Origin of the sequence: Janthinobacterium sp. LM6, assembly GCF_002002885.1 — a bacterium.
Classification (GTDB): domain Bacteria; phylum Pseudomonadota; class Gammaproteobacteria; order Burkholderiales; family Burkholderiaceae_D; genus Janthinobacterium; species Janthinobacterium kumbetense.
In genome coordinates, this window is record NZ_CP019510.1 from 3,550,959 (window position 1) to 3,565,560 (window position 14,602).

The following is a 14,602-nucleotide window of genomic DNA, read 5'->3' on the forward strand; positions in this document are numbered from 1 at the left end:
TGCAACGCCGCCCGCCTCAACTAACTTTCAAATCGTTGATCTGGACGATGAATTTCCCCCCATGCGTACGGTATGTCAGCGTATGCTACGGTTTGAGCCGTTTCGCTTGCTCCATTTTTTTACTCTCATCACAAACCTGTGCCGCTACTGCTGTGCCCATACGGAAAAATGTACTGCCGTCATTGACGACTTGGAGTTCTACACGCCGACTTTGCTCAAAACATGCCCGCTGCTTCCCGGCATCCTTCATGTCGCTGCATGTACTTATGCCATCGCGATCCAAGCGCACATCAATCAACGCCCCAGGCGCATCGATCAAGTCGTCCTTTTCCAGCTGTTTAAATACGGTGCAGGCCCTTGCTTGGGCCAATGAAAAATTGCCTTCCTTCCCACGCGGCATGGGATCAGCATAACCGACAATAATAATCTTTCTTTCTTTGGCTTTCATCGATTGCAAAAAATTTTTAATGGAAAGGGTGGAAAGGCTGGATTGATCATTGACAAATACATCTTTGCCAGAATCAAAATAAATGCCATTCTTAAACTCTGCACATGAACCTGCCTTGCCCCCTCTAGAAATTTTTACGCCTGCACTATCAAGTTCGACGCGTATACCTTCCCTTTTCTGTGTAACGCTCTCTTTAGGCAGATTATCCATATCTTTCAGTTCAATATAGCTACGTACTCCGATGCCATGCCACAATACCCGTACATTACTCACGGAAAAGCTATCAGAATCCATTTTGCAACTATAAAGTGGCATTCCTTCCGTGTCGGCAGAAGCCTGTAAAACCAATAAATTAGATTTATTTACAATTAATATGGAATCAACTTGCAGGCCTAAACGTCCCAATACATAGTTAAAGAGGTGCGAACCCGTGGCAGCGGCGATATACGGCAACAGCACAGCAATAAAAATCAAGATCAGACTGACGCTAAGTCTGTTCTTGGGCGGGGGAGCGCCGGCCACTACAGGTGTTGGGTCAGAAAGCACTGAAATACCCAGTGCCAGAAGGAAACCTGAAACCAAAATAATCAAGGATGCCAGTAGTATTTGATTTGAATTTTCCTTGTTGTCAATAATTACGCCTACCACGATCAAGCCCGTCGATAACGTGAAAATCAACCATGGAATACTATAGAAAATTGCTGCCGAAAAGTCCTCCACCAATCTATAGGCTATGCAGATAAATGCCACAATTATCAAAGGCGAAATTATATAAAGACACCAAATATAGTCTTTGTCTGCATCCGTAAAAATATCTTCAAACAACAAATAGGAAATGTAGAAACCTATTGAGGAAAATATAAAAATTGCAATTATGTAATTGCTGCTTTTTAGCCCGCCAGTCGCTTTGGGCTTTTGCATTACCCATGGAACATAGGCCATGAATCCAAAACCCGCCAACATGGCTCCCGTAATAGAAAAGCCAAGTGCAATAAAAATAAAAAATAAACTATCGCCTAAACTCAAGCCTGTCGGAAAGAAGCCAATTACAAAAAAACAGTATGTGAAAATAGCTGCGACGCCCAGTGCCGAACCAGCACCAACACCCAGTGCTCCCATGGTCTTCAGGCGTTCAACCTTCAACTTCTCTATCTCGGCTATTTGCCTTTTTTCATCCAGTGTCATGGTATTAAATGGTAGATTGACGTTTTGATATTGTAATGCAGTTTTCTTTCCTGCAATCAATAAATTTATCAAATATACATGTGAGTTGAAGTTGACAATAAGACTGGTCACCATGCAGGAATTTGCCGAACCCGGCGCGGTGACTTGGGCCTCAAAAACTGAGCCAGGTCAAGACTCTGGCTGCCGCCCGCCTGTTTCAAGGCGTATTCCAGCCCGATCTTGCCAGCCGCACTATAATGTTGGCACCGTGTGCGGCAGCATTGGCGGCGATAGACGGTAACAATTTCGTGTGGAGGCCGGTACAATAGCGTCTGGGCCTACACAGGGTTTCACTTTTGCCAGCAGTTGCCAGCAACTAACCATTTTTTTGACCAGCCAACAAATACTATGAGTTCGATGAATGAAGAGCGCGTTTTAAGCGTGCACCACTGGACGGATACCCTGTTCTCCTTTACCACCACGCGCGACCCGTCGCTGCGTTTCTCGAATGGCCACTTCACCATGATCGGCCTGCGCGTCGACGGCAAGCCATTGCTGCGCGCCTACAGTATCGCCAGCGCCAATTACGAAGACCACCTGGAATTTTTCAGCATCAAGGTACCGGGCGGTCCGTTGACGTCGCGTCTGCAACACTTGCAAGTGGGCGACACCGTCATCGTCGGCCGCAAGCCGACGGGCACCCTGGTGTCCGATTACCTGCTGCCAGGCAAGCGCCTGTACATGCTGTCGACGGGCACCGGCCTGGCGCCTTTCCTCAGCATCGTGCGCGATCCGGACATCTACGAGCGCTTCGACGAATTGATCCTCGTGCACGGCGTGCGCCAGGTCGATGAGCTGGCTTACCACGACTTGCTGGAAGAGCACCTGCCTAAGCATGAGTTCCTGGGCGAAATGGTCAGCGACAAGCTGCGCTACTACCCGACCGTGACGCGCGAAGACTTCCGCAACATGGGCCGCATCACCGAACTGATCGAAAACGGCAAGCTGGCCGAAGATCTGGGCGTGCCGGCACTCAATCCTGCCGAAGACCGCGTCATGATCTGCGGCAGCTCGGACATGTTGCGCGACCTGAAGGAAATGCTGGAAGCGCGTGGCTTCAAGGAAGGCAATACCTCGACGCCTGGCGATTTCGTTGTCGAGCGCGCGTTCGCCGAGAAGTAATCCGCCAGTCATCCGCAATACTCTTGGGCCCGGTCCCGCCGCACACTGCGGCGGCGCCGGGCCTTTTTCATTGCCGCGTCAGCGGGCCAGCGGCGCGGCGCGCTGGTAGCGCAAGCCATTCATGAAGCGCTGTACGGGCAAAAAGGCGCTGCTGAGGATATCGTCCTGCGCCGCGTAATAGCGCGTCTCGATCTTCAGCAAGCCCAGCACGGTCGCATCGAGCTTGTCCGTCTGGTAGGGCCGGTTTTCCAGCGCGGCGCGCGCCGCCGCCGATTGCGGCGTGTGCTGGTTGTTCCAGATCAACATGGGAATTTCATAGCCGCTCTTGTCCGAGGCGGAATGGCCCGCGTGGTTGCGGCTGTAGCCCACTTCCTGCCCGTGGTCGGAAACGAACAGCAGCGACGCGGCGCGGTCGGTCTTGGCCTTTTCCGTCATGCCGATCAGCGTACCGAGCACATAATCGCCATAGCGGATGGCGTTGTCGTACTCGTCGCGCTGGCTGCGTATCCAGCTTGACCTGCCCTGGTGTTCCATCTGCGCGCTGACGGCGTCGTGCGCCCGGTCGAAATGCGCAAAACGGCTGGGGTAGCGCATGTCATAGCTGGGATGCGCGCCCAGCAAATGCACGACGATGAGCTTTTTCGGCGCCGCGTCGCGCAGTGCATGGGCGAATGGCTGGAACAGGTTGCCATCAAAATTGTTTTCGCCACGGCCGGTGCCGTAATTGATGAAGTCGCTTTCATCGGCCTCGCCCGCCAGCAGCCCGATCCAGCCATCGTTGCGCGTCTGGTTCGACACCCAGAACGTCTTGTAGCCGGCCGCTTCGGCCAGCATCAGCAAGTTCGGCTTGCCCATCCACGCATCGGGGTTGCCGATATCGGCCGGCGTGAGCATGGTCATCATCGATTCCACCGTGCTGGCGGCCGGCGAGATCACATCGTTAAATACCAGCAGCTTCGACCGCAGGGCGTCGAGCTGGGGCGTGGTGGCGCGCGGATAGCCATACAGCGACATCGAGGCGCGGTTGGTGCTCTCGCCGATCACCAGGATGACGGTGCGGGCATCCTCGCCCGCATAGCGCACGTTCCAGTCGCGCGGCGCGACCATGGCCGTCGTCAGCGCGTGCTGCATGGACTTCATCGCCTCCAGTTGCGCGCTGTATTGCTGGTAGCGCAGCGGCCAGAACAGGGCCGGATTTTCGCGCCGCATGGTGGTATTGACGTGCAAGGACACGAGAAATGCGGCCATGAAGACGGCAAAGCCCTTTTGCAGCAAGCCCGGCGGCGTACTGTCGCGCCCGGCCTGCCAGCGCTGCAGCTGGCGGTCGGCCAGCAGCACCGCCGCCGTCACGAGCACGAACCAGCCGGCCGCTTGCGCCAGGGCGACACTGTTGTGCAGGAAAAACTCTCCCGTTTCGGCTTGATCTGTCGCAAACATCGCCTGTAAAACCGCATTGGGATTCGGCCGCATGCCAAAATAGCCACGCAAGAAGCCCTTGATGGCGGCATCGAGGTAAAACACGGGAACGACGACGCGCACCAGCACGGTAATCGCGCTGGCGCCGGCATTGCCGCGCCACGCATGCAGCACGCCGCCCACGCCCAGCAGGCAGGCCGCCAGCAGGATGCTCAATTTCAGGCATTCGTTCGCGCTTAACTGATCGAAGAGGAAGAACAGCAGCAGGCCAGCAATGCTGAACAGGACACGGCAAAACAGAATCAGCATGGAGGCGACAAGTAGGAGGTAATCAACAAGCGTACATGGAACAGGGTCAGGCCCGCGGTAACGGGCCTGCGATTGTAGCGCAGGCTGTTGCAACTCGTGCCATCATTTTGCGTGGGCTCCTGACAGAAATTGTCAGTGCTTTTTATTATGCTTTCGGCACCGACAGGCCAGCCAGCCTGTATTCATATTGATATCACCACCTGCGACAGGACTTTTCATGACACGTGCCATTACCATTCTGACCGAGAACTTTGCCGATTGGGAAACCGCCCTGATCAATTCCACGGCGCGCCTGTATTACGGCTTTTACACGCAGTTCGCCACGCCGGGCGGCTTGCCCGTCACGTCGTCCGGCGGCATGCTCGTCACGCCGCAACTGGCGCTGGAAGAGGTCAATCTCGAGGAACTCGACTTGCTGATGGTGTGTGGCGGCAGCCACTGGCAAAGCGGTAAGGCGCCCGACCTCGGCCCGTTGCTGCGCGCCGCCCGCGACAAGAATGTCGTGCTGGCGGGCATTTGCGACGGCACGCGCGTGCTGGCGCAAGCCGGCGTGCTCGACACCGTGCGCCACACCTCCAATTCCGCCGACAACCTGGCCGGTACCGGCTATGCGGGCGCCGCCCTGTACCAGGACGTGCCGTGGGCCGTGGCCGACCAGCGCATCATCACGGCGCCCGGCACGGCGCCCGTCACCTTCACGCGGGAAGTCTTGCGCGCCCTGGGCATCGCCGATGACAACCTGGCCGCCTACCTGGCCATGCACGGCGCCGAGCACGGCAAGACGGCCAGCTAGTTTGCGCCCAGCACGCGCAGGCGCTCGGTGGCGTGGGTATTGCCGGGGTCCAGTTCCAGCGAGCGGCGGTAATGCGCGATGGCTTGCGCCTTCGCACCGTCCGCCTCGTACGCTTCGGCCAGGCTGTCGTGGCCATTCGCCCCTTGCGGGTACAGTTGCACGCCCAACTGGAAGACGGCCGCCGCCTGTTTCGGCTGCTGCCGGCCCAGCAGGCGGTAGCCCCAGGCATTCAAGTCGTCTTCGGTGGGGGCGGACAAGCCGTGCTGGCGCCGGATGGCCGCCAGTTTCTTGTCCAGCCCGTCGAAACCGGCGCTGGCCGCCTGCTGGCGCAACAAGTGCGCCGCATATGCGCCGCCCCGCTGCTGGCGCAGGGCGGGAAGGTAAAAGCCGGCGACGGTATCGATCAGCTGTTCCGGCTGGCCGCCGGCCAGGTTGCTGAGGATAACGATGGCCAGGCCATCGTCCGGATACACATAGAAGGCCGAGCGACCGCCGCCGATGCCGGCCACGGCGCGGTGCGCATCGCGGCCGATGGTGGGCCAGCCCAGCGCCCATGCCGCCGGCTTGCCGTCGTTCAGGCTGGTCGGCTGCCACAGCCGTTTCACGCTGGCGGGCGCCAGCAAGCGCCCCGACTGCAGCGCGACGAGCCAGTTCGCCAGTTCACCCGTATTGCTGTTGATGCCGGCCCCGGCCCGCATGAACACGGGGAAATCCTCGATCACGTTGCGGTAGCCCTTGCCGCCCCGGTCCAGCACGTAGGAGCTGGCCTTGTTGGCGACCACGTCCTTTGCATCGCCAAAGCCGCTGTGCGGCATGCCGGCCACGTCGAATTGCCGGCGCTGGATGAAAGCGGTAAAGGGCTGGCCGCCTTGCAGCTCGATCAATTGCGCCAGCAGCACGTAATTGGTCTGGTTATAACGGTAACGCTCGCCTGGCTGGGCTTCCACGGGCAGCGCCTGCACGGCAGTCCACGCCGCAGCGGCATCGTCCGGCTGCGGCCCCACCAGCTTGCCGCTGCGCTGGTCCAGCACGTCTGGCAAGCCGGAGGTATGGTTGAGCAATTGGGTCACCGTCACCGTTTGCCAGGCTGGCGGCAAGCCCTTCAGATACTGGCCGATCGGGGCCGCCAGGTCGATCTTGCCCTCTTGCACCAGTTGCATCACGGCCACGCCCGCAAACGCTTTCGTTGCCGAATTGATGGAAAACAGGCTGGCATCCGTCACCGGCACCTGGTATTGCAGGCTGGCCACGCCGAAATTGCGCGACAGCACGACCTTGCCATGCTGAATCACTGCCAGTTGCAAGCCAGGAATCTGGCGCTCCTGCATTTCGCTGCGCACAAAGGCGGCGATATCGCGCTGGGCCTGGCTTTGCTGCTGCGTGGCCGGCACGGCGCCGGCGCCGATGGCGGCGGCCGGAAACGCTGCGGCGAGCGCCAGGGCCAGGGCGGCGGATGAAAAATGAACACGCATCGTACGGCTCTCTCTCGTATCTGGATCATGCTGGGCAAGCGGGCCTGCCGCGCTGGCGCGGCCCGGACGGCAAAGCGCCGCATATCCGGCCAAGCCGGGCATGCGGCGCATGGCGGCCCTGGCGGGGCCACTATTGCAAAATAGCACTATTACAAAAAAATGTATAGAAGTGCTTGAACCGGCTTGCCTACGTCAAGGCTCCCTCCCCCTGCAGCCTGGGCGCCGGTTCCGGGTCCAGCGCGCCCAGCAATGGCGGCAAGACACAGCGCTGCAGCATGGCGCGGTGCGCCAGCGCGCGTTCCAGCAGCGCATGCGTTTCCTGGCGCAGCCGGTCGACCAGGGGATCGCGCCCCACATCGTCCGCCTCGCGCCCGGCGCGCGCCGCCAGGGTGGCGCGCAAGCGCGCACGCGCCGCATCGGCACCGGCCTGACCCGCCTGCAGCATGGCGGCTACGGGCGGACTGAACTGGTTGCCTTGCGCACTGCTCGCCAGGCTGGCCTGGCTGGCCAGGTAGGCAGCCAGGCGGCCAGACGTCCAGATCAGGCTCAGCGTTTCCGACATGGCCGTCTCGGCCAGGCCCGCCAGCGCCATGAACTGGATCAGGCGCGCCACGCTGCCGTCGAGCGCCGCCAGTTCCGCCTTCGCATCGGCCCCGATGCGGCCGTTGTACTGCGCGATCCAGCGCTGCTGCACCGGTTGCAGGGCGCGCTGGATCTGCACCAGCAGGCTATTGCCGATGATCAACAACTGGCTGTCGACTACCTGCCCTGCCACCAGGCGCAGCTGCGCCACCGGCTGGCGCGCGCCGCGGAAGGCTACCCACAGCGTGACTTGCCCCTCGTCGCTGGCCAGCGACAGGTCGGCCACGCGCAAGACGTGGGCCACGGCCAGCACGCGCTGCAGCTTGACGGCGCGCCAGCCCAGGCTGGGACTGGTCAGGAAGCGCGACAGGCTGCCCAGGTGGCTGGCGCGCTCGGCCAATTGCGTTGCGGCAACGCTTTCCACTTCCAGCTCGGCCAGGTCGAGCACGGGCACGGCGTCGAACATCAAGCCATGCAGCAAGGCCGCGTCGCCCAGCCTGCCCGGCGGCAGCCGCCATTCCTGGCTGTTCTGGGCGGGAATGATGGCGCGGCAGCGCGCCGCCAGGCTGGCCAGCGCCTGCACATAGTCGTCGATCAAGCCGTCGAGGAACGGTTGATTGTCGGCAAAATCGCTGAGAAAGCCCTGCAGCGTTTCCGACGGCGCCACGATCAGTTCGTCCAGGTCGGCAAGCATGCCCTGCGGATGGTCGGAAAACTGCACCAGGTGTTCGGACACCCATAACAGCCGGCTGGCCAGCGTCTTGCCATAGGCGGCAGAAAAATACACGCGCTGGCTCGCTTCCTCGGCCCCCGTACTGCGGCGCACATAAAAGTCATGGCAGTCGCCGATGCGGTTGATGCTCACCTGCCCCGCCTGGCGCGTCGCCACGCCGGCCGGCAGCGGCCAGGTTTGCAGCCAGCTGCTGTCGAGCGTGTCTTCCAGCTTCCGGCGCGGCAGGCCCAGCAGCTTGTTGCGCACGCCGTTCACCAGCCGGTTGCGGTAGTCGGCCAAGCGCACGGGATCGTCGGCCAGGCGAGGGCCATCGTCCGCCGCTGCCGTCGCCGCGTGCAGGTTTTCCGTCTCGGCGTTGGCGATGGCGATATCCATCGTCGCATAGTCGTCCATCAGGCTGACGGTCATCATTTCTTGCAGGTAATGCAAGTCGCTGCCCAGCCTGTCCTCGATCAGGTCGAAACGGCGCTCGACGCTGTCGAAGCCCCGCTGCATGGCCAACAGCAACTGGCCCGTGGCTTGCCGCGTCTCGGCGCGGCCGGCGGCGAAGCCTTCGTCCATCTGCGCCGACAGTTCCGCCATCTGGCGCCCCAGTTCCCGGCCCAGGCCGTCGATCTTGTCCTCGATGCCGTCCAGGCGGCTGTAGATGCCGGCCTGCATCGACGCCAGCTGCTGCGACATGGCGGCCAGGCTTTCCTGCAAGGCCTTGCCCACCTCTTCGATCTGCTTGCTCAAGGCCTTGTACATTTCCTCCATCGGGTCGGGCGGCGGGCCGAAGATGGCGCACTGCACGATATTGAACGCGGCCATGCCGATGGAAAACATCATCGAGATGCCGCCGCCCTTGCCGATCGACCCGAGCCCCTGCATGGCGCGCATCTGTTTCCAGCCGTAGGCGATGGTGGCCACGGCGATGCCGACCTGAACGATGCGGTTGGCCCACGTCAATATGGTCTTGGCCACTTCCGCAAACTTGCCCGAGATCACGCCCTTGTCGTGCAGCCAGTCGAGCGCCGAGGCGCCATAGTGGGCGATGCTGTCGGCCAGCAGCGCGTAATCCTGCATCTTGCTGATCTTGCGCTGCGCCGCCTCCAGCTGCCCCTTGAGCTTGGCCTGCTGCTCGAGCTGGCGCAGGCGCTGGGGGTCCATGTCGCGCTTGCGGCGCAGGCTGTCGACTTCGCCGATTGCCTTGCTGCGCGCCGCGAGCGCGTCCTTTTCCACGCCGTCGAGCCGCGCATGTTCGTGCTCGAGAGCGTCGTCATACAGGTCGTCGGGCAACAGCTGATCGTCGCGCATGCCCGCTGGCAACTTGACGTCGATGCCCGCCTTGCGCAGCTCGGCCGCCGACATGCCGAACGGCTTGTTTTCCAGGTCCCTGACCAGCTCGCGGCGCGCGCGGGTATTGCTCAGGGTCGCATCGGCCTGCGCCGCGTTGCGGGTCAGCGCGTCGATGCGCGCCGTGTACGGGCTTTTCAGCAGGCGCTCGTCTTCCTGCGCCTGCAGCTTGCTGTCGACCAGCATATTGTTTTGCCACGTCTGCACCATGAATTTCATCTGCGTGGCGCGCACGCTCTGTTCCAGGCGCCGCCGGCGGCTGGCTTCTTCGTCGATGTCGGGCGCGGGCGGCACGGCCGACGCATCGGCCGCATCGAGCACGCGGCGCACGGGGGCATTGCTGCTGCGCGCGGGCAACGGCGAGACGGCGTCCGTCTGTTCCGGCAGCGCCGTCGGGTCCTGCGCCAGGTAAGGCGGATCCTCCGCCCAGCTGAACCACTGTTGCGCATAGGCATTCACATCGCCTTGCGGTATCCAGGGTGCAGGCGCGCGCAGGGCCAGCAAGGCGGCCGCGGCGGGCAAGGCCAGGGCGGCGCCCTGCGGCGTCGTGCACGACCACAGCAGCAATTGCTGCATGGCCAGGCCGGCCATGGCCGCGCCACCGGAAAATTCGCCCAGTGCCGTGTACGGGTCCTGCACCGCCGCCAGATCGGATACAACGAGCCGGCCGGCGTCCAGTTCCTGCTGGTGATAGGCGCGCACGGCTGCCCCCATGCCGCCGATCAGGGCATCGGCCGCCGCCCCCATGGGCGCGGCCATCCACGGAGCCATTTCCAGCAACGCCGTCACTTCGTTCGGCAAGGCCCGCTTGGCAAGGTCGGTGCGCAGCACGGGATCGTCCCAGCCGTTCGGCGTCAGGGCGTCGCGGCCCGCCTGCATCAGCATGCGATAGTGGGCCGGCGCGCGCTGGGCCAGGCTTGCCTGCGGTTCAACGGCGGGCGCCGGCCAGCCCAGCTCCACCAGCGCGGCGTAATGCAGCAGCGCCTGCTCGTAGACGGCCGGTTCGCTGACGAGGCGGTAGGCGTCCGGACGCTTGGGACGCGCGGCGGCGGCCACCAACTGGCGGCACTCCTGGCGGCGCCAAGGCCGCGCCTTGTCCGCCGCCGTCCAGACGGCATCGATGGCGGCGATGAAGGCGTCCGGGTCGGCATGGCGCTGGCCCAGCAGCTGCGCCAGCACCTGACGCAAATCCTCGCCCACGCCCTCGGCCTGCTTGCAATCGTCGGCCCGGGCGCCGTCCGGCACCAGCACATGCATCAGGCAAGTATCGCCCTCGCCGCGCGCGGCCGCCAGCAAGGCGTCGTCGATGGCGTAGTCCTGCACCAGATGCTGCACCTGGCGCGCCGTTTCCGGCAGCACGGGCGCCAGCGCCGTGGCGATCAGGGTGGCGAGGCGCGGATTGTCGCTGAGGAAGGCCGCCGTGGCCGGCGCGATCGGCGCGCCGGCCGGCGGCAGGTCGGGCAACAGATACGGCGTGCTGGCCAGCAGTTCCGGCGGCAGCAAGGCGGCCAGCACGGCTTCGTTCAGCAAGGCGCTCGTGCGTTCGGCGTTGCCGCCGCTCCACAAGGGCGCGCCAGCCGCCGTCAGCTGGGGCACGATGGCGCAGTGCTGCGCGCGCAAGGCCGTTTCGGCCAGGCTTTCCTGGGCGCCGCTGGCCGCATCGGTGGCTTGCAGCTCGGGCGGCGCGCCTTCGGCCAGCGCTTGCGCCATGCCGGTCTGGTTGCCGGCGGCGGCCAGGTGATGCAGCCAGGAACGGCCATCGTCGGCATCGCGCCAATTCCAGCTGGACTGAAGGCCAGCCTGCGCGCGGGGCCAGCCACGCGCCGCCAGGTAGCGCAGTTCGCGCCCCTTGGCGATCACCACGTCGCCGTTGTCCAGCACGGCGGCCGCGTCGGCCGACCGGCTGCTGCTCAGCCTTTGCAGCATCACATAGCCGGTGCCGCGCCGGCCCCAGAACATGTAGGCGCCGTCGCTGATGCTGAGAAAGCCGCCCTGCGGCAGCGGCAGCAGCGCGCGTCCGACTTGCTCTCCGTCGCTGAGCGCGGCCCAGGTGGCCGCCTGCGGCCGTTCCGGCTGCAGCGCCGCCGGGCCATAGGCCTGGTAGTTGCCATTTGCCGTCAGGGCCGCCACGGCGCCGTCGGACAAGGCGCTCAGGAAGGCGATGGCGCCCCAGTCTTCCCTGCCGGAACGGGGCACGGCCGCCTGCAAGACCAGCTTGCCGCCATCGATCTTCCACACGGCCACCGACGGCAGTTCCGCGCTGCGCGCCGCGCCGCTCAGCAGCAAGCCGCCCGGCAGCGCGACGAGCGCCGTTGCCGCCAGCGGCATGGGCGGCGACACTTGCCATGCCTGTTCGCGCCGGACCGGCGCCGTGACGGTGCGCAGCGCCGTGCCGTCGAAGCACAGTGCCTGTTCGCCCCAGCCGGCCAGCAAGCTGCCCGCCTGCGGCGCCAGCCCCGTGGCGATGCGCTGCACGGGCGTCGTGCCGTCCTGCGCATCGATGCGCGCCAGTTCGCCATTTTGCTGCAATACAAGCAGCCGGCCGGAAGGCAAGGCCAGCAGCGCGACCGCCGGAGCGGCCAGGTGCCAGACGGCGCGCGCTTCCCACTCCCACGGCGCGACGGCGCGGTTGGGCGCCATGATCTGCACGGCGCCATCGGCCAGGGCCAGCACCAGGCGTCCGCCCGGCAGGGCCGCCATCGCCAGCACCGGGGCGCTCACCGCCATGTCGCGGCTTTCCAGCGGCGCGCCATAGTCGCGGCCCACGCTCCACAGGGGCCGGGCCGGCAACGCCGTGCCCTCCTTGGCCGCGCGTCGGTACAGGCTGGAATCGGGCAAGGCCAGCAGCTCAGGCTGCGCGGCCGGGCGTTCCTGGCGCAGTTCGTCGCCAATGGCGCGCAGCAGCGAGCGCGGGTCGCTGGCCGGCAAGTCGCCGGACAAGTCCCAGGCCATGATGCCGCCCAGCGATTCCGTCTTGGCATGGCGTATCTTCTCGCGTATCGATGCGGGATCGTCATACGTCACGGAAATGGCCGGCTGGCCATCGCGCGCCGGCACGTACAGATACGGCGCCCTCGCCTTCGGATGCAGGCCGGGCGCCACGAAATTGGGAAACTTGTCGGAGCGGCTGCCCAGCTTCATCTGGCTGGCGATATGGCTGTACAGATAGGTGCCGGGCTGGTCGGCGAACTGCCCTTCGGCGGGGCCATCCGTGCGGCAATTGATGCCCAGGCGCGCGTCGGGATCGCGCTGGCCGCCCGCTTCCGGCACCACTTTGACGCCGCGCCCGTAGATGGGCAAGCCCAGCGACAGTTGCTGGCGCGTGAAGCACAGGCGGTCGGCATAGCCGAGCATGGTGGCGAGCGTCTCGCGCACGCCGCTCGGCTGTTCGCCCGGACCCGCGTCGGACGCGGGCAGCATGGGCGCGTTGAAATCCGAATAGGCGAGCCAGGGGCCGCCGTAGTCATACGTCATCATGTGGATGGTGTCGACCAACCGGCCGATGGGGCGCCAGTAGGTGTCTGTGCCGGACGGCACATCTCCGCTGTCGATCAGGCGGATCTTGGCCGCTGCGGCCGGCGAGGCGATGCCCAGGTAAATCTTGCGCTTCTCGGGATTGAAACTGACGTTGGCTTCGGCGGCGCGCAGCGCCTCAAGGATGCGCACGTACGCGGCGCCGTCTTCCTTGCCCGGATACTCCCAGTCGATCTCGATGCCGTCAAAGCCCATCAGCACCACGCTCTGCACCATCGCCTCGGCAAAGCGCCGGGCCTTGGCCGGATCGGTGCCGACCATGCTGAACAGCTCTGCCGCCGGCTGGATCTTCTGCTGCAAGGCGGCCGCAAGCGCAAGCTGGATACGCACGCTGTATTCCGCCGGATAGTCCTGGCGCCCGCCGTTGCCGACAATCGCGCTGCCAAGCACCAGGGCGACATTCCCCCAGTACCCACTCAGATACTGCGTCAAAAAGCCCTTGCCCCAGGCAAAGCGCGTGGCTGTCGCGCTGGGTTGCAGCACGCTGCCGTTCACCGTCAGCGGCTGCCACAGGCGGTAGTACATTTCGCTCCCGTCCTCGCCCTCCTTGACGCGGTACAGGCTGATCGTGACACCGTCGTTGAGCGGCACATCGCGCGCCGCAGACTCCTGCATCTCGCGCAGGGTGACGCAGTCGCCCACGTCGAATTCCACCACCTTGGGCCAGCCGCCGACGATCAGGTGCACTTTCAGGTCGGGATTGAGCTGCTTCATGAATTGCAGCGAGGACAGCTGCCAGTCGTCGCCCCAGTGGTCGGAACTGGCGGGCGTGCCGTCCGGATTGATCGTGAACATGCCGTACGACAACTCATTGATGTTCTGGAACGGCACGTCGCGGATGAAGACGTCGCGCTGGTAGCCGAAATAGTTCGCGTAATAGCCGAGCGAGCGGCGCGAAAAGGCGGCGGCCGAAACGAGGCCGCGGCAGGACTGGTCGGTCACGCGGCTGCGCTTGTCGCCCATGCTCGCTTGCAGCAGGTCGAGCGGCACGTCCAGCCAGTCTGTGCCGCCGTCGAGCTGGACGCGGATAGCTGGCAGGCGGGTCAGGCCGTCGATCGAGGAGCGGCAGACCAGGTATTTGAAACTGCTGACATACGACAAGTCGCGGCCCAGGTTGGCCGGAATCACGGCCGGCTTGCGCAGATAGCGGACCTGGTAGACATATTCCGGCATGCCGCCCGGATCCATGCGGCCCGCTGCTTCCGTGCCGACACTGACCACGGCTACATAGTCGCCTCCCTTGTAGCTCACTGCGCGCGAATATTCCGCCGGATGCTCGTCCGACGAGGCCAGCGCGCCCCATGGCGCAAAGAACGCGTCCGTGCCGGCGAGCGCCCGTACGTCCAGCGGACCTTCGTGCTTGTTCATTTCCTCAAGGAAAAACTCTTCCTTCTTCTTCGGCCAGTCCTTCTCATCGATCTTTTTCGCCACCATGATGGCATCGAGGCTGTTTCTCCCCGTGACGGTGCCAATGGCGATATTCAGGGTGATTTCCAGTTTGGAAATAGCAATTTCCTGCTGGCTGGTGTTCAGCAACACGATCGTGTCGACCCCGTTGCGCTTGTGGAACTGCCATTTCAATCCGTATTCTGCGCTAGACTTTGTCATCTCGGCTCCGTTCCCAGGGAGATTAA

At 63.5% G+C, this 14,602-nt stretch carries 6 protein-coding genes; 2 read left to right on the plus strand and 4 right to left on the minus strand.

The window, feature by feature from the left end:
• Positions 1–85 precede the first annotated feature (85 nt).
• Positions 86–1,747: an OmpA family protein gene (locus tag BZG29_RS15550; RefSeq protein ID WP_150130935.1), complete on the minus strand. Its 1,662-nt coding sequence runs from the start codon at positions 1,745–1,747 to the stop codon at positions 86–88.
• A gap of 273 nt (positions 1,748–2,020) precedes the next feature.
• Between BZG29_RS15550 and BZG29_RS15555 the strand changes: the two genes are divergently transcribed.
• Positions 2,021–2,794 (plus strand): ferredoxin--NADP reductase, encoded by a 774-nt coding sequence (locus BZG29_RS15555; protein ID WP_035818959.1) that lies wholly within the window; start codon positions 2,021–2,023, stop codon positions 2,792–2,794.
• A gap of 78 nt (positions 2,795–2,872) precedes the next feature.
• Here BZG29_RS15555 and BZG29_RS15560 read toward each other — a convergent pair whose 3' ends face one another.
• Complete coding sequence (locus BZG29_RS15560) at positions 2,873–4,519, minus strand: phosphoethanolamine transferase (protein ID WP_077404567.1); 1,647 nt, start codon at positions 4,517–4,519, stop codon at positions 2,873–2,875.
• Between the two features lie 217 nt (positions 4,520–4,736).
• On the opposite strand from BZG29_RS15560, the gene BZG29_RS15565 reads away from it, so the two are divergent.
• Positions 4,737–5,312, plus strand: a complete 576-nt coding sequence (locus BZG29_RS15565; protein WP_077404570.1) for a type 1 glutamine amidotransferase family protein — start codon at positions 4,737–4,739, stop codon at positions 5,310–5,312.
• On the opposite strand, the gene BZG29_RS15570 is transcribed toward BZG29_RS15565, so the two are convergent.
• Both BZG29_RS15570 and BZG29_RS15575 read right to left on the minus strand, forming a co-directional pair.
• Positions 5,309–6,784 (minus strand): serine hydrolase, encoded by a 1,476-nt coding sequence (locus BZG29_RS15570; protein WP_077404573.1) that lies wholly within the window; start codon positions 6,782–6,784, stop codon positions 5,309–5,311. The genes BZG29_RS15565 and BZG29_RS15570 overlap by 4 nt on opposite strands.
• A 187-nt stretch (positions 6,785–6,971) precedes the next feature.
• Positions 6,972–14,576 carry a glycoside hydrolase family 18 protein gene (locus BZG29_RS15575; protein WP_077404576.1) on the minus strand — a complete coding sequence of 2,535 codons (7,605 nt, stop codon included), beginning with the start codon at positions 14,574–14,576 and terminating at the stop codon, positions 6,972–6,974.
• Between the last annotated feature and the right edge of the window lie 26 nt (positions 14,577–14,602).